This window comes from Rossellomorea aquimaris, assembly GCF_000935355.1.
Classification (GTDB): Bacteria; Bacillota; Bacilli; order Bacillales; family Bacillaceae_B; genus Rossellomorea; species Rossellomorea aquimaris_B.
Window position 1 is genome coordinate 658,188 of record NZ_JXZC01000001.1, and the last position, 20,792, is coordinate 678,979.

At 41.1% G+C, this 20,792-nt stretch carries 17 protein-coding genes, 1 riboswitch and 1 other annotated feature; of the genes, 2 read left to right on the top strand and 15 right to left on the bottom strand.

What is annotated here, in order from left to right:
- The first annotated feature begins 20 nt into the window (after positions 1–20).
- Positions 21–935 carry a hypothetical protein gene (locus TV75_RS03405; protein WP_044337251.1) on the top strand — a complete coding sequence of 305 codons (915 nt, stop codon included), beginning with the start codon at positions 21–23 and terminating at the stop codon, positions 933–935.
- Between the two features lie 45 nt (positions 936–980).
- Here the strand turns inward: TV75_RS03405 and TV75_RS03410 are convergent, their stop codons facing one another.
- From TV75_RS03410 to TV75_RS03420, 3 genes are all read right to left on the bottom strand, one after another.
- Complete coding sequence (locus TV75_RS03410; RefSeq protein WP_044337252.1) at positions 981–1,586, bottom strand: alpha/beta hydrolase; 606 nt, start codon at positions 1,584–1,586, stop codon at positions 981–983.
- Between the two features lie 14 nt (positions 1,587–1,600).
- Positions 1,601–2,581, bottom strand: a complete 981-nt coding sequence (locus TV75_RS03415) for a ring-cleaving dioxygenase (RefSeq protein ID WP_044337253.1) — start codon at positions 2,579–2,581, stop codon at positions 1,601–1,603.
- Between the two features lie 268 nt (positions 2,582–2,849).
- Complete coding sequence (locus TV75_RS03420; protein ID WP_044337254.1) at positions 2,850–3,695, bottom strand: STAS domain-containing protein; 846 nt, start codon at positions 3,693–3,695, stop codon at positions 2,850–2,852.
- Between the two features lie 546 nt (positions 3,696–4,241).
- Here TV75_RS03420 and TV75_RS03425 point away from each other — a divergent pair.
- On the top strand, positions 4,242–4,439 hold the full coding sequence (locus TV75_RS03425) for a hypothetical protein (RefSeq protein ID WP_044337255.1): 198 nt from the start codon (positions 4,242–4,244) through the stop codon (positions 4,437–4,439).
- Positions 4,440–4,654: 215 nt separating this feature from the next.
- Here the strand turns inward: TV75_RS03425 and metH are convergent, their stop codons facing one another.
- The 12 genes from metH to selB all read right to left on the bottom strand — a co-directional run bounded on the left by metH (position 4,655) and on the right by selB (position 20,611).
- Positions 4,655–8,101 carry a methionine synthase gene (gene metH, locus TV75_RS03430; protein WP_044337256.1) on the bottom strand — a complete coding sequence of 1,149 codons (3,447 nt, stop codon included), beginning with the start codon at positions 8,099–8,101 and terminating at the stop codon, positions 4,655–4,657.
- Entirely contained in the window at positions 8,082–9,932 is a 1,851-nt protein-coding gene (locus TV75_RS03435; protein WP_044337257.1) for a bifunctional homocysteine S-methyltransferase/methylenetetrahydrofolate reductase, read from the bottom strand. The genes metH and TV75_RS03435 overlap by 20 nt, the downstream gene beginning before the upstream one ends.
- Positions 9,933–9,948: 16 nt before the next feature.
- Positions 9,949–11,133: a cystathionine beta-lyase gene (metC, locus tag TV75_RS03440; protein ID WP_044337258.1), complete on the bottom strand. Its 1,185-nt coding sequence runs from the start codon at positions 11,131–11,133 to the stop codon at positions 9,949–9,951.
- On the bottom strand, positions 11,126–12,250 hold the full coding sequence (locus TV75_RS03445; protein WP_044337259.1) for a methionine biosynthesis PLP-dependent protein: 1,125 nt from the start codon (positions 12,248–12,250) through the stop codon (positions 11,126–11,128). The genes metC and TV75_RS03445 overlap by 8 nt, the downstream gene beginning before the upstream one ends.
- Before the next feature lie 91 nt (positions 12,251–12,341).
- A riboswitch (SAM riboswitch) is annotated at positions 12,342–12,452 on the bottom strand.
- A 120-nt stretch (positions 12,453–12,572) separates the two neighbouring features.
- On the bottom strand, positions 12,573–13,565 hold the full coding sequence (locus tag TV75_RS03450; RefSeq protein ID WP_082051128.1) for a tryptophan--tRNA ligase: 993 nt from the start codon (positions 13,563–13,565) through the stop codon (positions 12,573–12,575).
- A gap of 53 nt (positions 13,566–13,618) precedes the next feature.
- Positions 13,619–13,862: a binding site (T-box leader), on the bottom strand.
- A 67-nt stretch (positions 13,863–13,929) separates the two neighbouring features.
- Entirely contained in the window at positions 13,930–14,556 is a 627-nt protein-coding gene (locus tag TV75_RS03455) for a metal-dependent hydrolase (protein WP_044337261.1), read from the bottom strand.
- Between the two features lie 96 nt (positions 14,557–14,652).
- Positions 14,653–15,279, bottom strand: coding sequence for an NUDIX hydrolase (locus TV75_RS03460; RefSeq protein WP_044337262.1), 627 nt, complete (start codon positions 15,277–15,279; stop codon positions 14,653–14,655).
- 13 nt (positions 15,280–15,292) lie between these two features.
- Positions 15,293–15,949 (bottom strand): HAD hydrolase-like protein, encoded by a 657-nt coding sequence (locus tag TV75_RS03465; protein WP_044337263.1) that lies wholly within the window; start codon positions 15,947–15,949, stop codon positions 15,293–15,295.
- A gap of 276 nt (positions 15,950–16,225) precedes the next feature.
- Positions 16,226–16,405 carry a hypothetical protein gene (locus tag TV75_RS03470; RefSeq protein WP_044337264.1) on the bottom strand — a complete coding sequence of 60 codons (180 nt, stop codon included), beginning with the start codon at positions 16,403–16,405 and terminating at the stop codon, positions 16,226–16,228.
- An 88-nt stretch (positions 16,406–16,493) separates the two neighbouring features.
- Entirely contained in the window at positions 16,494–17,708 is a 1,215-nt protein-coding gene (gene cls / locus TV75_RS03475; RefSeq protein WP_052504413.1) for a cardiolipin synthase, read from the bottom strand.
- A gap of 173 nt (positions 17,709–17,881) precedes the next feature.
- On the bottom strand, positions 17,882–18,439 hold the full coding sequence (locus TV75_RS03480) for a VanZ family protein (protein ID WP_044337265.1): 558 nt from the start codon (positions 18,437–18,439) through the stop codon (positions 17,882–17,884).
- A gap of 285 nt (positions 18,440–18,724) precedes the next feature.
- Positions 18,725–20,611, bottom strand: a complete 1,887-nt coding sequence (gene selB / locus TV75_RS03485) for a selenocysteine-specific translation elongation factor (RefSeq protein ID WP_044337266.1) — start codon at positions 20,609–20,611, stop codon at positions 18,725–18,727.
- Positions 20,612–20,792: the final 181 nt, after the last annotated feature.

The following is a 20,792-nucleotide window of genomic DNA, read 5'->3' on the forward strand; positions in this document are numbered from 1 at the left end:
ACGATAAAGGAGCATCTCTTATGAAACTGACATCTCACCAATGGAATACAGCAGCTGCCTATATCAAAACCTATGCAAGACCAATTGAACAAAAGCTATTCAGCTTTTATTTTGAAGAAGGAAGTAAAAAGGAAGCAATCATAGAACTAGCAGATTTTCAAAATATAGACGGGGGATTTGGCAACTGTATAGAGCCTGATTTTCGATTGGACAATTCATCTCCAATGGCAACAACCGTTGGATTACAGCATGCGAAGGACTTAAAACTTCCATCCGGACACCCCATCGTTCAAAAGGCGATGAGCTACCTGCAAGACACATATGATGAGAAAATCAACGGCTGGCATGCTGTGCCTGAAGAGGTTAATCTGGTTCCCCATGCACCATGGTGGCATTTTGACTCTAAAAAGGGACATAGCGGCGTTCAAACAACATGGGCTAACCCTAACGCTGAAATAGTTGGGTATTTTCATTTATTTAGTCCAGAACACCCTCGCTTAAAAGAATGGACTGGGAAAGCCGTCACAGAGTTAAAGAATCTTTCTCACCCAATAGAGATGCATGATTTTCTTTGTTATGATCGACTCCTTTCTGAGGTGAAAGGGGAAACGGAATCCAAAATCTATCAAATCCTTTCTTCTTCAGTACGAAAGACTGTCTGTACGGATCCATCACGCTGGAATGAATATATAGCCAAACCATTACAGGTAGCCAATAGGCCTGCCTCCCCTTTTTATGAAGCGTTAAAAGAGGAGGTACATGTGCAATTGAATGTCGAGATTGGAGCACAACACCAGAAAGGATATTGGCAGCCGAACTGGTCCTGGTTCGGTCAATATGACGAGACATGGCCGATTGCTGAACAGGAATGGCGGGGAATTTTGACCCTTGGTATGCTACAGGTTTTAAAGGCCTATGAGAGAGTAGAATGTTAAAGGATAATAAAGAATCCGGAAGACTTCCCTTCCGGATTCCAAAGATCATTTAAAGTTGTCTTCAAACCATCGTTTTGCTTCATCTACTTCTTCACGACGAAGCTCATGACCTCCTTCAGTCCAGAACGCTTCCACCTGTGTCCCGGCATCTTGAAGATTTTTCACAAGTTCTTTTGTCTCTTGTAAGGGAATGAGTGGATCTCGCTTACCAGCCCCAATGAATACAGATACATCACTTAAGTCGGGAATCCTGACATTTCGTCTTGGAACCATGGCATGGAATAGGATTCCACCTTTTAGTGCATTTTTGTGGTGATACATTAAACTTGCCGCGATATTCGCTCCATTGGAGTAGCCTAACGCAACGATATTGTGACGATCGAACCCGTAGTTTTCAGCACTCTCCACGATGAAATCATTCAATTCCTTCGTTCGGAATACTAAATCTTCTTCATCAAACACACCTTCCCTCAAGCGTGCAAAAAATCGGGCCATTCCATTTTCATCCACATTCCCTTTTACGCTTAATACAGAAGCACTCGGCTCAATCATCTCAGCCAGTGGTAATAGGTCACGCTCATCTCCACCTGTTCCATGAAGGAGCAAAAGTGTGGGTAAGTCTTTATTTCCTTGTTTAAAAAGATGTTTCATGCTGTCTTCCTCCTCTATTCCTTAGTATCTAATGGTTTTAATTTAGCTTCTATGGAATCTCTTTGCGATTCGAAATATGGTGGAAGAGATAAATTCTCTCCTAAAGTATCAAAATCTTCATCGGTCTCAAAGCCTGGTCCATCTGTTGCCAGTTCGAAAAGAATGCCATTAGGTTCACGGAAGTAAAGGGATCTGAAATAGTATCTTTCAACAAAGCCTGAGTTCGGCAGACGATTTTGAGTGATCCACTCTACCCATTTACGCAATTCATTTTCATCTTCAACACGGAAGGCAACGTGGTGAACACTTCCTCTTCCCGGTCTTTCTTGTGGAATATCGCTCCGTTCTTCTAAATATACTTCTCCACCAGTACCGCCCTCGCCCGTTTCAAACACACGAATGTCAGGTTGTCCATCTACATCGGAGGGAAAGGTTCTAGTTTCTCTAAAACCTAATACGTCTTTCAACACGATTGCGGTGTTTTCCCCTTGCGCAACCGTCAGGGTTATCGGGCCTAGGCCCACAATTCCATGCTGGGCGGGTACAGGACTCTTGTCCCAAGGCTTCCCTCCAGGAACTCCTTCGTTCTTCTCATCTGACACAAGCATGAGTCGCTGTCCTTCAAAATCACGGAAGCTTAGTGTTGCCCGACCACTATGGTGAGAAATTCCGTCATGCTCAACACCCATCTCTTCAAAGCGATTTTTCCAATATGCTAACGATTCATCCGAGTTTACCCGCAGTGATGTTAATGAAATACTATTTGTCCCTTTATACGTATTCCCCGCATGTGGAATTTCGAAGAATGTGAGGTCCGTCCCTGGATTTCCTCTTTCGTCTGCATAGAAAAGATGGTAGACGGATGTATCGTCCTGGTTGATTGATTTTTTCACGAGTCGAAGTCCCAGTGTTTTTGTGTAGAATTCATAATTCTTCTTTGCATTTGCTGTAATGGCAGAAACGTGATGCTGCCCTTTAAGTGGTTTCAAGTTCATAGCAGATTCACTCCTTTGTGATTTTCTTGCTTACTTTCTATCTAAATCATACATGAAAATTATCTTTAATTCAAGATATTTTATTTCGAAGTGTTACTTTTGATTTTTCGATTATTTTTTTTAACGTGAATGCTGTTTCTATAAGTCTGATTTTCGTAAATATTGTTGCTTTTTAACAATACAAAAGGAGCATGGAAGCGAAATTTGAACCGAATGCACCAAAAAAAGCATCCGTACACCGTGTACGAATGCTTTTGATTTAGTTCAATTATACGACTTCATTATTCTTGATGGTCAAAGCCTGTGACAGGGTGGAGGTAATCGTAAGGTTTTCAAAATCCAATCCAAGCTGAACTGCAGTTTGTGCTATCTCTGGACGTAATCCAGATAGGATCGGTTTAACACCGATTAACTGGAGTGCATCAATCAACTGAAAGATTTGATGAGCTACCATCGTATCAATCAACACGACACCAGATAAGTCAATGAACAATTGAGAAACTTCCTTATTGACACATTGTTCCAAAGCATTCTCTAAAATTAATTCAGCCCGGGTTGGATCGATATTACCCACAAGTGGCAATAGTGCTGTATGTGCGTTCAATGATATGACTGGTGAACTTAATTCATTGATCACTTCCTGCTGAGATTGGATCTGCTGCTCCACAACTTCTGTTTGCAGCTCAACAAAACGTAACATAACCCGATCAAATGCCTCAATAATCACTGAATTCCAAAGGCTAAATTGTTCGAATATGTTTTCTTCCATGTGAGTTTCGGCATATTCTTTCAAGAATCCCAGGTATTGATCCCTTACTCTCATGAATTCCTTAAGGATATAGTGATTTGGAGTCTCTAAATGTTCTTTATCCTTTGCAATTGTTAAGACCCATTCATCAATAATCTTGTTAAACGTTTCTTTGTCCTCAGCAAATACATTGCAAAGAATTCCGTGAAACTCGAAGTTTTGATTTTTTAAAGTTTCTATCACCTTGGGATCTGTGGAAGAATAAACACCCTTTGTTGTTCTTTTGTCCAAGGAGTTATACCAATCTTCCGTTAATTGACGAGCCTTACTCAACAAAAAAGTATGTAATTCCTGATTTCTATGCATGTATGATTCCTCCTATGATAATCGAACATATTTATATCAATTTCTTCTTCCCTGTCTGACGCAATGAGTAGTTGGGAAATCATACTCTTTTTCATGTGTTCTTTCACCATTAAAGAATCGGCCCTTCATTCAGGTTCAAGTCGATCGCTTTTCTGAAATTCCGACATCTTCTTACACCATCCATCATTATATATCATATTCATACAAAATTTCCATTCAGACACTCATATCTATGAGCATTCTCATTCTTCTAAATTCATTCCGCTTCTTTGTATACAACTATTTTTTTGCCTTTGCATTACATATAAAAAACGGATTAATCATAAGTAAATTCTAAATCATTACATTATTTTGTAAAATAGCTCTACAATTCACAATATAAAGTGTATAATGAGGATTAACTGAGAAACAGAAAGCAAGGGTATGTCTCGATATACTATTTCGATGAATACGTATCTCCTACTAGAAACCAACCACAAATCTTAATATGATGTCGTAATCCTACTACTTAGTCATATGTCAAAATAGTTGGGAGCTGATGAGAGAATGAAAAACAATCTGACAAGAAGGTGTATTGAATCACTTGCTATCCAAAGTGCCTATCATTTCTGTGAAACAATAGGACTTAAGCCCAGTTTAGTCAATCTGACGATGATTACAGGATTCTCAGAAGAAAGAATACTGGAAATACTCGAAACAAAGTTTAGTAATCAAAGTGTTAAAACAGAAGATCACTCTTTTTAACTCTGTGTTTCCCCTTTATTACTCTACAAGCCGATTTCACTTCATCCCCTAACCTTTAACTTTAAGTTCTTTCATTTCCAAAAAATCCATTTTTATTTTGAAACAGTGGATCCTTGCCGATCTTACGAACAGCTTAATAAGAATAGACTTTTGAACTTATCGCCATAAGTAAAAAAGGCAACTCCACTCTGGAAGTTGCCTTTTTAATATGAATTTTATAATACATTAAAATACCTTGCTTCCGGATGAGCGAAGACCATCGCTGTTACCGATGCTTCAGGTTCCATCATACATCCGTCCGTTAATTGGATTCCGATTGTTTCAGGTCGGATAAGCTTAAACAGTTTCTTTTGATCCTCAAGTTCGGGACAGGCGGGATACCCGAATGAAAAACGCTGTCCTTGATAATGGGTCCGGAACCGGTCCTGCATCGTAAAATCAACGGGATCAGGGAATCCCCACCTGCTTCTCATCATCTCATGGACCCTTTCAGCCAGTCCTTCTGCTGTTTCTAAGGCAAGAGCCTGCAGGGCGTGACTTTCAAGGAACCTGCCTTCTTCCTTCATCTCACTTGCCCACTGCCTGATTTTCACACCGGCCGTCACCGCAAAGAAACCGACATAATCCATTTCTCCACTTTCAACCGGCCGCAAATAATCGGCTAAACACAAATGCTGATTTCCTGCTTGTCTTGGAAAGTGAAATCGTTCTATTTCTGTGGAAGAATCATCCGGGTGATAAATAACAACATCATCTCCATCTGATTGAGCAGGAAAGAATTGATATTTTGCAGATGCCTGAATCATCCCTTCCCTTTTTGCTTTTTGGAACAATTCATCAGTTACGGCTTTCAAGCCCACCGTTCGTTCATCTTTTTCTTCCAGTAACCTGGATATTTTCCCCTTGATGCCTAAATGATGCCCCAGAAGCATTTGCTGATTAATATAGGGATGGATTTGATCAAGTGAAAATTCTTTTATGGTATGAGGAATCAAGTCTGACGGGACATGAACCTTAACATCTTTTGATACGGTGGAACGTACTTTGACTGCAACTGACGATCTATCCCGATCTGATGTTTCTTCAATCAAAACAAGCTTGCTTAGCTTTTCACGACTTTCTTCCTCCAGCTTCAGCCTTGTTTCTTCATGTTGAATCCCATTCATGATGCCAAGTCCATCCATTGCATCCTTGGCATAAAGAACCAGCCCATCGTATTCCCGGCCAATTTTGTTTGTAGTGAATTTTCGTGTTAGAGCCGCACCTCCCACTACAAGAGGAACTGAAATATCAGACTGCTTTAAATCTTGAGCCGTAATGACCATTTGTTGAGCCGACTTTACAAGGAGCCCGGATAAACCTACGATGTCGGGCTTTTCTTCCCGTATGACTTTGATAAGTTCCTGAGGTGTTACTTTAATGCCTAAGTCAATCACATCATATCCATTATTACTCAGGATAATATCAACGAGATTCTTACCGATGTCATGAACATCCCCCTTAACCGTAGCTAAGATCACTTTGCCCTTTGCAGATGAACTTTCCGTTTGTTCCATATGCGGTTCTAAATGAGCAACGGATGCTTTCATGACTTCGGCACTCTGTAATACCTCCGCTACAATCAGCTGGTTATCATTAAATAACCTCCCGACTTCACTCATTCCGGCCATAAGGGGACCATTGATGATATCAAGAGGAGCATCATATTGTTGAAGGGCTGAATTCAAGTCATCAATAAGGCCTTCCTTCGTTCCTTCCACTACATAATGAGCCAGTCGTTCTTCTAAGGTCATTGTGTTTACAGGAACCTTAACTTCTTTCTTTTTCCCTCTATAAAATGCAGTAAATACAGCCAGTGTTTCATCCGTCGTCTCAAATAGGAGCTTCTCAGCCATCCTAACTTCTTCTACAGGGATAGAGGCAAAGCGCTCTAGTTTTTCCGTATTGACTATGGCATAATCCAGTCCCGCTTTGGTACAGTGGTAAAGATATACCGCATTCAGCACTTCCCTCCCAACAGGAGGCAGTCCAAAAGAAACGTTACTAACCCCTAAGATATGAGGGCATTCAGGTAAGGCCTCCTTAATCTGTCTTATCCCTTCGACGGTGGCATTGGCTGATCCAATGTATTGCTGATCCCCTGTTCCCACTGGAAAAACGAGAGGGTCAAAGATGATGTCTTCTGAAGCTACCCCATATTTCTCTGTTAACAGTTTATGTGAGCGGATGGCAATTTCTACCTTACGCTCTACAGACACTCCCATTCCTTTTTCATCAATCGTTCCTACGACAACCGCCGCTCCGTATTCCTTCATAAGCTTTGTTATCTTCTCAAACCGCTCTTCTCCGTCTTCGAGATTAATCGAGTTTATGATTACTTTCCCTTGAGAATATTTCAAGGCGGTCTCAAGCACTTTCTCATCCGTTGAATCAATGACAAGTGGAACTTTTACTTTTTTCACCACTTCCTGGATAAATACATTCATATCGTCTACTTCTTCTCGATCGGGATCTGCAAGGCAGATATCGATCACCTGAGCTCCATTTTTCACTTGTGCTCTCGCAATCTCTGACGCTTCTTCTATTTTATTCTCTGCAATCAATCGTTTAAATTTACGTGAACCGATGACATTCGTCCGTTCTCCTACCAGGATCGGTCTTCTGTCTGCATCCTCATAGACGAAAGCTTCAATTCCCGACACTGCATGAGGGTGAGACTCGTTGGGTTTACGAGGAGGCAATCCCTTCACCACATCTGAAAGGGCACGAATATGCTCCGGTGTTGTTCCACAGCACCCTCCAACGAGATTCAACCAGCCTTTCTCAGCAAAACCTTTCATCTTTACACTTAGTGAATCAGCGGTTTCATTGTAATTCCCCTCTTCATCCGGAAGCCCTGCATTGGGATAACAGCTGACATAGGTAGTGGCCAGATTTGATAAGGAGCGAATATGATCGCGCATAAATTCAGGTCCGGTTGCGCAGTTTAGACCAACGACCAAAGGGTTTAAATGTTCTAGGGATAAATAAAATGCTTCGATCGTCTGCCCCGCGAGTGTAGTGCCCATCGGTTCAATGGTTCCGGATAACAAAATCGGGATCTCTTTTCTTCTGGATTCAAAGGCAGATCGAATTCCGAGGTTTGCTGCTTTTACATTTAAAGCATCCTGACTCGTTTCGAGCAGCAGTACATCGACTCCTCCATCGAGAAGTCCTTCTGCTTGAACACGATAGTTGTCTACTAACTCATCGAAGCTTATCCCTCCTGTTACGGATAGGGTTTTGGTAGTGGGGCCTAGAGATCCTGCAACAAACCTGGGCCACTCGGAGGTTGAGATATCTCCTGCAGCTTTTTTGGCGATTTCAGCTGCTACTTTATTAATTTCATATGCTTTAGAGCCTAAATCATATTCGTCCAGTACAATGGGAGTTGCACCAAACGTATTCGTTTCAATCACATCGGCCCCCGCTTTCAAATATTCAAGATGGATTTGATAGATCACCTCTGGCACCGTTAAAACCAGATTTTCATTACATCCTTCAAGCTCTTCTCCACCAAAATCCTCCGAGGATAAATTCGCTTGTTGAAGCATCGTTCCCATTGCTCCATCGAGTACGAGTATTTTTTTCCTAAGCTGCTTTTCAAACAAAGTGATGGCCATAGGGAACCTCTCTTTCCGGTTTTGTTTTCTCTTGTATATGTTGAATCAATTCAATGCTCATATCATAACGTACAAAAGGTGTGATAAGGTAAATCCCATTAAACAGATCTATTGCAGTATCAAGTAAGTCTTTGGCTATCTCCATGCCAATTGCTCTTGTAATGACGGGATCACTTCCTGCTTCCTTCATTCTTTGTCTTGTTTCTTCTGGAACGTTGATTCCAGGTACTTCATGATGTAGAAACTCTGCATTTCTTGAGCTGATCAACGGCATGATCCCTATAAAGATCGGAACATCTAAATGCTTTGTAGCTTCATGTACTTGAATCAGTTGCTCTTTCCCAAAGATCGGTTGAGAAATGAAATAGTCAGCACCTGCTTTCTTTTTCTTTTCAAGCCTCTTAACGGAGGCGTCTAAATGACGGAAATTCGGATTGAAAGCTGCACCTACTGAAAACTGAGTCCTTTCCCGGAGTGATTTACCTGAAAAGGATATCCCCTCATTGTTCTGTTTGATCAATTCAATGAGTTCAAGGGAAGATAAATCATACACGGATGCTGCCCCTGGAAAATCTCCGATCTTGGCCGGGTCACCCGTTATTGCTAATATATTGTGTATCCCTAACGTGTGTAAGCCCATTAAATGGGACTGAAGTCCAATCAGGTTTCGATCCCGACAAGTGATGTGAACCAGAGGTGTAAGGTCAAACTTGGATCTGACCATACTCCCAATGGCGTCATTACTTATCCGAGGCGACGCTAACGGATTGTCAGCAAGCGTAAGTGCATCAATTCCAGCTTCCTTTAATGCCTCAGCCCCTTGGAAGAAAAGCTTCGTGTCGAGATGCTTAGGTGGATCTAGTTCAACAATGATCGTTTTCTTTTCTCTTACCTGCTCATGCAGCAAGTTTCCCCTGACAGAAGGTGATGATAACTGAACAACCTTTTTCTTTTTCACCACTTTTTCTTTCACGGGCTCCCGGCTTTTTAACCTTGCAGCTACAGAACGAATGTGATCAGGTGTGGTTCCACAACAGCCACCAATGATTCTTGCACCTTGCAATCGCAATTCGTTGCTTATGTCCCCAAAGTAATCAGGCTCAGCAGAGTAATAGAATCTGCCTTCTTCATAGTTTGGCAGACTGGCATTGGGATAGACGGATAGAAACGCCCTTTTAGGTAATGGAACTTCCTCTAAGGAATTCACCATATGAAATGGCCCCATGCGACAATTAATGCCGACAACATCCGCTCCCAGTAATTCTAATTGTTGAAGGGCATCTCTTATTTCCATTCCATTTTGAAGAACTCCGGTTTCATGAAGGGAAACTTGAGCAATGACAGGAATGTCCGCTTCACGCTTTAAAATGTTTAACACAGTGGTCAATTCCTCAAAATCGTAATAGGTTTCAAGTAAAATGCCGTCTACACCCTCTAATAATAAACAGTATAGCTGTTCTCGGAAGCTTCTCTTGATTTCTTCCAGCGACACATTTTGTTTGATCGCCCTGATTCCCCCGATGGTACCCAGGATATAGGTGTTGTCACCTGCTGCTTTTCTTGCCAGACGAACGGCAGCTGTATTTATTTCCTTTACCGAATCCTCCAATCCGTATCTGGAAAGCTTTTGATAGTTGGCTCCATACGTATTGGTCTGAATGATATCTGCTCCTGCATCAATATACTCTTTATGGACCTTCAACACTTCATTGGGGTGGGATAAATTCAATTCTTCAAAGCATCTGTCCACTCCATATGAATACAAAAGTGTTCCGATCGCCCCATCAGCAATCAATATTCTCTCTTTCAGTGCTTCCAGCAACGGCTTCATGACGTTCCCTCCTTTTTTATAGATTTATCACGTTGTTTCTATTGATCTTTTGAATACTATCTAAACCGTTTTTAAGATCATTAATTAATTCATCCACGTTTTCAAGTCCTACTGATAATCGCAATAAACCATCTGTAATACCTCTTCTTTCCCTTTCCTCTTTTGGCATGGAAGCATGTGACATTCTTGAAGGATAGGATAAAATGGATTCCACTGCCCCAAGACTTACGGCGAATACGGGAATGTTTACATGTTGTATAAGTTGCTTCACTTCCTCTTCTCCTTTCAATCGGAAGGAAAGAACCGCACCTGGCCCCTCTGCCTGGCGAACTTGAATTTCACGACCGGGGTGATAGCTCAAGCCCGGGTAGTACACTTCTTCAACTTCCTTTCTCTTTTCTAGGAAGCTTGCAATCTTATATGCCGATTCAGAAGACTCTTTCAACCTTACGTGCAGTGTCTTCATTCCTCTTAAGAGCAGCCAGCAATCCTGGACCCCGAGGACCGCACCAAACGAATTCTGCAGGAAAGCAAGTTTCCCAGCAATCTCTTCATTCCCTGTTACCGCAAGCCCCGCTAAGACATCACTATGGCCGGCAAGAAACTTCGTGGCACTGTGGAGGACAACATCTACACCCAGACTGATCGGTCTTTGCAGCAGGGGAGTCATGAATGTATTATCAAGGAACGTTAAACATCCATTTGCCTTGGCAAGCTTAACGACTCCCTCAATATCCGTGATGTTCAGCAGCGGATTCGATGGTGTCTCCATATAGATCACTTTTGTATTGTGCTTGATTGAACAAGCCACTTCATGCAGGTCCTTCATGTTCACGAAGGAGTATTCTATATCAAACTTAGTGAGGACTTCCGTGATCATCCTGTAGGTCCCACCATATACCTCTTCTGATACGAGAACGTGATCCCCGCTCGATAATAATAGAAAACTTGTTGAGATTGCCGCCATTCCGGATGAAAAGGCAAATCCCCTTACCCCTCCTTCGAGCTCAGCTATCGTTTCCTCGACGGTTTCCCTCGTTGGATTTCCCGATCGGCTGTAGTCATATGTTCCATACTGGTCGAAATCCTGTTGATGAAAAGTTGTTGCATGATGAATCGGAGTAGAGACCGCTCCTGTTTCTTCATCAAATCCGTGAGAATGAATGAGTGACGTCTGTAGTGAAAATGGTTTTTTACTCATACGTAAGCACCTCTTTTTCCAATTGATGAAAAACATTCTCCAAGTCTGCTATCAGGTCATCAATAAATTCGATTCCTACAGAAAACCGCAGGAGTCTGTTGCAGATACCAAGCCTTTTTCGTTCTTCTTCAGGAATGTCTGCATGTGTCTGGGTTGCGGGATAGGTGATGAAGCTCTCAACCCCCCCTAAACTCTCAGCAAACGTAATAACTTTTAAGTGGCGGAGAAAGGGTGCCACCCATTCTTCCTTTGCGATGCGAAAAGAGAGCATGCCGCCTTTCCCCGGATACAAAACGTCCGTTACACATTCATGCCCCTCAAGATAGTCGGCTAGTTTTCTTGCGTTTTTTTCATGCTGAGCCATTCTGAGACTAAGGGTTTTCATCCCTCTTAATAAGAGCCAGCAATCAAAAGGTGCGAGAACCGCGCCGATCGAATTTTGAATGGTGTAGATTTTCTCCGCCAACTCCTCTGAGTTTACGACCACAACTCCGGCCAGCACGTCATTATGACCCCCTAAGTATTTCGTCGCACTGTGAATGACAATGTCTGCTCCCTCAGTGAGAGGTTTTTGCAGCACAGGTGTATAGAAAGTATTATCAACAATTAAAAGCAATCCATTATGCTTTGCAATACCGGCAACCTCAGATATATTTGCTTCATTCATCAATGGATTGGTTGGCGTTTCAAGGAATATGGCTTTTGTTCTGTTTGAAGTTTGTTCTTCTATAGAGCCTGCATCACTTGTATCAACAAAATGAAATTTGATCCCGTATTGTGCTTCATACTGAACGAATAAACGGTAGCTTCCCCCGTAAAGGTCTTTCGATACGATCAATTCATCCCCAGTCGAGAATAAGCCAAGGATTGCCTGAATCGCTGCCATTCCCGAACTGAAGGCAAATCCCCTATGCCCCTCCTCTAATAGAGTAAGAGCTTCCTCTAAGGTGCCGCGTGTTGGATTTCCTGTTCTCGTGTAATCATAGCCTGTCGATTGGCCAATCCCCTTATGTTCATAAGCAGTCGATAAATGAATGGGCAGGCTCACAGCACCCGTTGCAGGATCTTTCCGGTTCCCTGCCTGGACAAGCAAAGTATCAATATGTTTTTTCAACATTCTTCTCTCCTTTTCTGTCCCTGAAAACGAAAAGGGAAAAAACAAAAAAACCTTCTTATGAAAATAAGAAGGTTTTGTACGTTCGTTCTCCCTCTTATCGTCCAAGTTGACATCAACTTGCTGGAATTAGCACCATACCTGAATCTTGCGGCTGGTTGCTGAGGTGTCTTCGGGCCAGTCCCTCTACCTCTCTTGATAAGAAACAATATGAATTTGTGAAAAATAACTTTCCCATAACTTATAACAAAGGAGAAGAAAAGTCAATAAGAATTATGAATTATCTGAAAAACCAATCCCTCACGATGTTATATTTCAATCAATCTTAAATTCCTATTTTCCTTTTAATCTCTTTCATGAATGGGATCGTTTTTTCCCGCGCTTTTATTGCACCCATTTGCAGTATGGAATCCAGCAAATGGGGATTTGCCATCAGTTCTTTATATTTGGATCGCGGTTCTTCAATGAATGAATTCATGACTCCAAAGAGTTCTTTTTTCGCTTCTCCCCAGCCTATTCCTCCTTGAAATCTCCCTCTCATTTCTTCAACTTGATCGGATGTTGCGAATTCTTTGTAGAGCGAAAATATGACGGACGATTCAGTATCCTTAGGCTCTTCGGGGGTTGAGGAATCTGTTTTGATTTTATTTATTAGTTTTTGCAGTTTTTTCGGTTCTTCAAATAAAGGAATCGTATTGTTATAGCTTTTACTCATTTTCCTTCCATCTAGTCCCGGTAGAACAGATGTTTCTTCCTGTATGATATACTCGGGAAGAACAAATGTTTCGCCATATTGCTTATTAAAGTTTTCTGCCAGGTCCCTGGCTATTTCAACATGCTGAATTTGGTCTTTTCCAACAGGAACCAGTTCCGTTTGAAATAGAAGGATATCCGCGGCCATCAATATCGGGTAGGTGAATAAGCCCATGTTGACCCCTGCATCTGCTTCTCTGCCGCTGTTTTGATTATCTTCGACCATTGATTTATACGCATGCGCTCGGTTCATTATTCCTTTCGGTGCAAAGCAAGCGAGAATCCAGCTCAATTCAAAGATTTCAGGTACATCGGATTGACGGTAGAAGATCGCTCGATCAGGATTCAACCCTAAGGCTAACCAGGCTGCTGTCACTCCATAGGACAGTTCTTTCATTTCATGCTGATCATGTACCTTCGTTAAACCATGATAATCCGCAACAAAATAAGCTGTGTTGTAAGATACATTTTCCGCCAATCGTAATGCAGGTTTAATCGCACCGATATAATTCCCTAAATGAATACGCCCTGTTGGTTTGATACCCGTCAGAACTTGTTTTTTCATCATTATCCCCTCCCTAAATCATGAAAGAACACAAAAAGGGCTTCTCATCCTTAAAAAAGGACGAGAAACCCGTGGTGCCACCTTCATTCGCTTACCTACCGTAAACGCGCTTTTCATGTACAGAAGTTCAGACTTCAATACACTGTCTCTTTTACCGGTGAGACCATCCGCCATAACCTACTGTTTTCAGCCTGGTAGCTCAAAAGCCCATTCAACGACCTTCCCACACTGATTTGCACCAACCATCAGCTCTCTGAAGTGTTTCGTTCGCCTACTCTTCTTTATCATTGCCGTTTCAAGTATTTACTTGTTTCCATTATTTTAATGCATCGGAAAATAATGGTCAATAGGTGTTTGCATAGGATTATATTTCTTTCGAGGAGAGGGGAAGAAAAAGCTTTATGCCTCTTTTATTAAAAGGGAGAAATTTCATATCTGCGATCAGGTGACTGGCATATCCGATTACACAAGCTTCGAATACTCCATCCATCATTAAGGAAGACTCCAGATAATGGGCAATCACTCCATAATAGATGATTCCAAGGACAGAGTGGGTGTAACTCCGATGTGGAACAAATGAAGCGATGATAATATATATCCCCAATAAAAGTAACCACGTTTCATTCAGTTGCCAACCGCATGCCGTTACGCCGCCCCCGGTGATCATCAGCATCCTTCTCTGTGTGATGAAACTTGAGATAATCATCATTCCGGCTCCATAACCAATCCCAAGCCACCGTTCTTTCCCTATACCTTCAAGATAGCTGTATACCATCATTAAAAAACCAATGATTTGTGCCACTGACCTGATCATTTTCGATGAAAGAGTAACCCTGTTACTAAGCTTTCCGTCAATATCCATATCAGGCATGAGTCCGGATACCCCGCCTATTGCAACGAGGGCTGCGGTTGTATCCGGACCAGACCCAAATGAGTTGGCCACTATAAATCCTGTTGCTGCTCCTATTGCCATATGTGCTGTGCCGTTCAAGTGTGTCCTCCTACTCTCTTATCACAATATGCTTGTACTAGATTACTATAATAGCCTTTATTATCCATACTGACTATGGGAAGTACGGATTAATTTCTAAAGATGAGCCGATATGCGCGAAATAATGTCAAGAAGATAGGACCTTTCATGTGGAACAAAGTGATGGTAACTCACCCTTCGCTTAACGAAGTCCTTTTTTCCTTTCTCATTTACAAGAAATCCTTCCACGTCGATGTCCGCTTTGGTTTGTTCAACTAGTGCTTTAAAATCTTCAAGAGTCGAACGGTAAATACCGGACAATTCTTCTGACTGAAGTTGAAATTCGTCATATGCAACCGGCTTGGAATACAAGAATACGTGAGTTAGTTCCCGGTCGAACATATCCCCTTGAATTAACTCTCCTTTTACAATTCCCAATGATTGCAGTTTATCTATCGTAATAAGAAGCCCAAGCTCTTCATGAACTTCCCTTATACCATCCTCAACCTTCTCCTCCGATAAAATATGTCCAGCTGCGGTAATATCAAGTAAGCCGGGAAAATCCTTTTTCTTATCACTTCTCAGTTGGAAATAAATATAGGCCTCCCTACTACTCTTATCATAATGCGCAAGCCAGCAATGAAAAGTTTCATGCCAATATCCCTTTAGATGCACCTCAGAACGACTGGCTACTCCAAGCCTATTACCGTGTTCATCAAAGACGGCTAATTGTTCATTCTCCACTCTAATCCCTCTTTCATTTCATTTCTTCTAGATACTTTTTAACCTCCAAGAGATCTTCAACCACAATATCCGCTTCACGTAATTCTTTTTCCTGAGAAAAATCAAAGGCACAACCTATCGAAAGAAAGTGATTTAACTCTGCCCCTTTGAAGTCAGACAATCTATCTCCAATTACAATCCCATGTGTAAGATTGTGATCCTCTTTGATTTTTCGAATCAATTCCCCTTTGTCATCTGATTGTATTTCCTGAATGCTGTAGCAGTCTAAAATCCATTGGTTCAAACGAAAGTACTCCACGATCGCCTTTAAATAATGAGGATATCCGTTGCTTGCCACAAAGACCGGAAACCCTCTCCCTGTTAAATAAGTTAATATTTCCTCCGAATGTGGATAGAGAGCTCCCTTTCCTTTCTGGATATTTTCAATCAACTTTTCTTGAAACACTTCATTCACTTTACCATGTATATGTATGGGATGATGTGGTAAAAGTGTTTTCCACACAACAGAAAGAGGTACACCCATAATTTCTCTATATACTTCAAGAGGTGTATCCCCTTTCCACATTCCTTCATCCCTTAGTAGTTGAAAGGTATCATGAAGTGAAGCTTCAAGAATACGATTCGTTTGAAATAACGTTCCATCCATGTCAAAAATCATTGCAGCTTTCATCTATATTCTCCTTTATTGCCTTTCGTACATTTATGTTCGACTATTTATGCTTAAGTCACTATCTTCCTTACATCCAAAAAGTCTTCTCTTATCATATCAAATTCACAGCCGAAAGAAAGTGGCACGTTTATTAGGAAGAAGATGAACAACGTTACAACTTTATCCTGAGTTTAACTGTCCATTGTTGACCACCAATTCTTTTATTAACAAAAAAACACACAAGAACGCTTCTCTCGTGTGTTTAATCCTTAAATAAGGATATGGACGTTGCTTTCTTTAAGATGCATTTGGAAGATAAAAGAGGACCGTCAACATCATGCCGATAACAGAAAAGATCACGATACTGACTGCTACAGACTTGTGAGACTTTGATACATGCTTCTTCTTTAACACGTTAAAAAACTTAAAAGCCAATAACGAAAGAATAAACAAAGATACAAACAAGAGCTCGCTCATGGACAATCCCTTTCTTCGGTAAGGTGTATTCTTATTAAGATATGAAATCACTTTACCATATTTTCTTATTCAATAAAAATATTTATTCTCAGAAATAATAATATATCCAATCAGGCGTTTTACGAAGCGCTTTTTCCCAGGCAGGAAGTTCATTAAAGGCCTTCATGGTCAGCTTCTTACTATCATTAATGTCATTCTGGATGAGTGATTCTAATTCTCCTGCAACTTTGGCATCGCGAATGATGCAGTTGCTCTCATCATTTAAGTAGAAGCTTCGGGGATCCCAATTGGCTGTACCTATATCAGCCCATTTATGATCGATGATCAGCACTTTCCCGTGGAAAAATCCTTTTTCGTATAAATAGAGATCCACTCCGCTCTCTAACAAAGTTTTCTCTATTCTGTAACTTGGCGGCTTCGTAAACCATGCATCGGTATTGTCCGGGACGAGAATCTTCACTTTCACCCCGCGCTTCACTGCTTTCTTTAAAGCTGATATTAGTTTCCCATTTGGTAAAAAGTATGGCGTTGTAATTGTGATGCTCTCTTCCGAACTGTTAATCCAATTTACTGTCTTATCTACGATACTGTCGCCTGTCGAAAACAAGAAATGTACGCTGTTCTTTTCATTTTCACTTAAAGTAAGAGTAGGAGGCACGCTCTCCATACTCTCAGCTCCATCCTCGACCCAGTCCCTTTTAAACTGCTGTGCAACCTCAATCCCTGCCTCACCCTCCAACCGTAAGTGATAGTCCCTCCAGTAACCTAGCTTCGGGTCTTTGCCTAAATATTCATCCCCCATATTGAATCCTCCAATATAGGCAATTCTTTGATCAATGGAAACGAGCCTGCGATGATTCCGATGATGAAGGGAATAGAAGATGTTCTTTAGGGATAGAGGCCTGCTTTTTACAAACTTCACCCCTCCTTCTTCCATCCTCTTTATACTTTCCTTTTTAATATCTGAACCCAGGTAGTCGACAGATAGACGAACATCTACACCTGCCTTGGCCTTTTCAATCAACAAATCAAAAAACTCGTTGGAAATCTGATCGTCCCTGATAATGAAAAAATGAATCCAAACAGACTCATCTGCTGTTTTAATATCCGCAAACATTTTTTTATATAAGTCATTCCCTGTATTGTAGACGTTGATTGCAGCTTTATGAGGAAGTGTTTCCGTCATTGGGTGAGTTCTCGCATAGTTTTTCACACCTTGTTTTACATCCCAGTGCATGATGAGGAATAAAATCACGATGCATGCAGCCGTTATCAGGATCAATTTAAATCCTTTTTTCAGCAAGGGAACTCACCTCCTTTTTATGTAGTATTAGCTTTTGTTTAAGGGAAGAGACTATGCATCTCCTTTGAAAGTTTATATGGTTCCAAAGGTTATCTACAGAATTATCAGGCTGCTTAAGCAATTGTGCGTTGATTTTTGACAAAAAAAGAGCATTAACGAAATCGTTAATACTCTCAGTTTATTTTCTTATTGATTTTCAACATATTATAGATAAAACGTGCGCTCACAAACAGGAGGCCACCTATAAATGAACCTAGCGTATTCATAATCCAATCATCAATATCCGTCGCTCTTCCTAATGGTAAATAATATTGGGCACATTCTATACCGAAGGAAAATAGTGCCCCAATAAACGTGACCATCAGTATAAGTTGTTTCGAATGTCTCATCCACCAAGCTATAAAAAAGGTTAATGGAATAAACAATAATATATTGGCCAGAAGGTTTCTGATGGGTACATCTAAATGATTTCGGTAAATTAAATTCAACTTAAGATTAGAAAACGGGTCGAAATTCACCGATCCCTCTGACACATTTCCACCTGTCAATGGAGTCAGAGTGATTAAACATATGCCTCCAATCGTTATGCACGTAAATAGTACAGGCAGTAGGTTCATCCATCTACCCTTCCCATTTCTTTTTTTCCAAAAGGAGACCGCAAAGATAAGGGAGATCGTCACAACTATTATTATTGGAAGAACCCAACCAAATGCGCTCCATAATTCTTTCATGATTCCGTTTCCTACTTTCCTTTAAGCTACAAACACTGATTTAGTTTATTTACGATGATATATGTTTGAAAGAGAAGCATTATGACAAGGTGGGAAATGTCACTTCTACAGCCTTTTTTCGATACCATTCCAAGTAGAATAATTTCAATTGTCAGGAAAGGTCATTATTGGCTGGCTACATATAAAAATCGATCGGGTCAACATATTCACCTAACCCTTTATACCTTAATTTTTCTACATGTAAACCCGTCTCTCCTTCTCCACGAATAGCTAAAGCTACCCCCCTCATCCTTTTGCACTTGTTCTAATCCACTTACGAAGCCCCTGGATCCTCAAAGTCAGACCATCTTTATCCAGCTTTTCTAAAAACGGGATCATGTATTTTCTGGATAATCCCAGAATCTCTTTGGCTTCTGCTATATCAAATGTTTCGCCGGTATTTTCATTTAAGTCTCCAACGGCTTTCATAAAAACTTGATAGGAATAGGCTTTTTTATCATCCAATGGCACGATTTTCTTTTCCTGGATGAAAAAGTGATAAAAATCAGACTGCCATTTTTGAGGAATACCTACTTGTTGAAAATACTCATCTATGTCTTTTACTTGTGTTCCATCAGCCTCTAATAAGACAATGAGCTGACTGCATCGTTTCTCCCATTGAGGAGGTAAGTGAGGGATGAACCCATCTAAACAAAGAAAGCCACTATTTCGTTTCCAATGTTTCTGCTCAATCGCATAATCCACTAAATCTCCTGTATACTCCTTTAAAGATTGCTTCAACTCACCACTGTTAACCCCTTTTAATAAAGGAAACTCCTCATGGAACCCTCGGAGAATCTGTTCAATCAATTCCACGCATTCTTTCACTATTTTTAAATGTGAAACTTTGGATTGTGAAAGTACAATCCACTGATCATCACCCTGTAGCATATCATGCAGTTCCCTGTGTGTTAAAGAGGCTTCTCGTAAGATGAAGTCTTCATCCACACATTTGTATTGTTCCAGAAGCCTTAGAACTCTTTCCTGAGGCGAACCATGCCGTTCAGATTGAAGAAAGGTTATCGTTTCCTGCCCAAACTTGTATCTACCTCCATTTGGCTGAATAATCCAGCCTCCTCCGATGGTTTCCATTGGAGAGGGTCTTCTTAGTATAAAACGATCACCTCTTTTAGCAACTATCGATTCATCAAGCCGGATCTGACATAAAATAGGCTCGGTTTCCGACTCCACTTTATTTCGATCAAAAAATACAAGCTTCCCCATCACTTCGGAAGTTCCTGAATAGACCATAACCGGCATTCTTTGTTTTATAGGATGCTTTACTGCATGTAATATTTCAAGACACACATCAATCGTGTTGGTCACGGTAAAATGTGGGGATGTGACGAGTACATTTCCTCTTTTCAATTCTTTGTAATCCACCCCGGAAAGGTTTATCGCTGCCCGTTGACCGGCAAAAGCATGACTTTCTTTCCTACGATGAGCTTGTATTTGTTTCGCTTTCGTAAGTATCCCTTGGGGGAATATGATCATTTCCTCTCCGGTGTCCAAGGTTCCTTCAAATACAGTCCCTCTAACCACTGTCCCTTGACCTTTTACAGTAAAAACTTGATCAATCGGTAATCTAAAATCGCCCCTGACACTTCTTGAAACCAGGCCTTTTAATGTGGTAATGATTTTCTGTTTTAACTCTTCGACACCTTCTCCTGAAAGACTATCTGCCAATAAGACAGGGGCCCTTTCGAATACGGTTCCCTTCAACTCATCCATCACTTCTTCAAGAGCCATATCCCTTAGTTCTTCATCAACTTTGGAAATTTTCGTCAACACGACTATGCCGTGAGTAATTCCCAGTAACGACAGGATATCAAGGTGTTCTTTCGTTTGCGGCATGACTCCTTCGTCTGCCGCTACCACTAGTACCACGAGATCGATCCCGGCAACACCCGCTATCATCTGGCGAATAAACCGCTCATGACCGGGAACATCCACTACAGAAATCTCCATATCTTCTTCATGATAGAAGGGGGCAAACCCGGGTTCAATCGAGATGTTGCGCTCCTTTTCCTCCTTTAATCGATCCGTATCGACAGAAGTTAGGGCCTTTGTGAGAGTGGTTTTTCCGTGATCAATATGTCCGGCCATTCCAATCGTATAGTATTGTTTCCCCATCCTCTCACCTGCTCTCTATCATTTCTTTTTGAACCGGAAAAATAGGACGCCGGCCATTATGGCAAAACAAATGGCGAACAAGACTCCCTTCCATACATCTCCATCTGAAAAGGATTTCAATACCCATATCAATATAAATAAGGTTATGGCTATATCAATCATCATCATACTTTTTGAGTTT

Bases quoted from the DNA above. Each gene is read 5' to 3' on its own strand.
- TV75_RS03445 (WP_044337259.1), bottom strand. From the start codon at position 12,250: ATGTTGAAAAAACATATTGATACTTTGCTTGTCCAGGCAGGGAACCGG.
- TV75_RS03435 (WP_044337257.1), bottom strand. From the start codon at position 9,932: ATGAAGCCGTTGCTGGAAGCACTGAAAGAGAGAATATTGATTGCTGAT.
- TV75_RS03450 (WP_082051128.1), bottom strand. From the start codon at position 13,565: ATGAAAAAACAAGTTCTGACGGGTATCAAACCAACAGGGCGTATTCAT.
- TV75_RS03405 (WP_044337251.1), top strand. From the start codon at position 21: ATGAAACTGACATCTCACCAATGGAATACAGCAGCTGCCTATATCAAA.
- selB (WP_044337266.1), bottom strand. From the start codon at position 20,611: ATGGGGAAACAATACTATACGATTGGAATGGCCGGACATATTGATCAC.
- TV75_RS03410 (WP_044337252.1), bottom strand. From the start codon at position 1,586: ATGAAACATCTTTTTAAACAAGGAAATAAAGACTTACCCACACTTTTG.
- TV75_RS03470 (WP_044337264.1), bottom strand. From the start codon at position 16,405: ATGAGCGAGCTCTTGTTTGTATCTTTGTTTATTCTTTCGTTATTGGCT.
- TV75_RS03415 (WP_044337253.1), bottom strand. From the start codon at position 2,581: ATGAACTTGAAACCACTTAAAGGGCAGCATCACGTTTCTGCCATTACA.
- TV75_RS03425 (WP_044337255.1), top strand. From the start codon at position 4,242: ATGAAAAACAATCTGACAAGAAGGTGTATTGAATCACTTGCTATCCAA.
- TV75_RS03465 (WP_044337263.1), bottom strand. From the start codon at position 15,949: ATGAAAGCTGCAATGATTTTTGACATGGATGGAACGTTATTTCAAACG.
- metH (WP_044337256.1), bottom strand. From the start codon at position 8,101: ATGGCCATCACTTTGTTTGAAAAGCAGCTTAGGAAAAAAATACTCGTA.
- metC (WP_044337258.1), bottom strand. From the start codon at position 11,133: ATGAGTAAAAAACCATTTTCACTACAGACGTCACTCATTCATTCTCAC.
- TV75_RS03420 (WP_044337254.1), bottom strand. From the start codon at position 3,695: ATGCATAGAAATCAGGAATTACATACTTTTTTGTTGAGTAAGGCTCGT.
- TV75_RS03480 (WP_044337265.1), bottom strand. From the start codon at position 18,439: ATGAAAGAATTATGGAGCGCATTTGGTTGGGTTCTTCCAATAATAATA.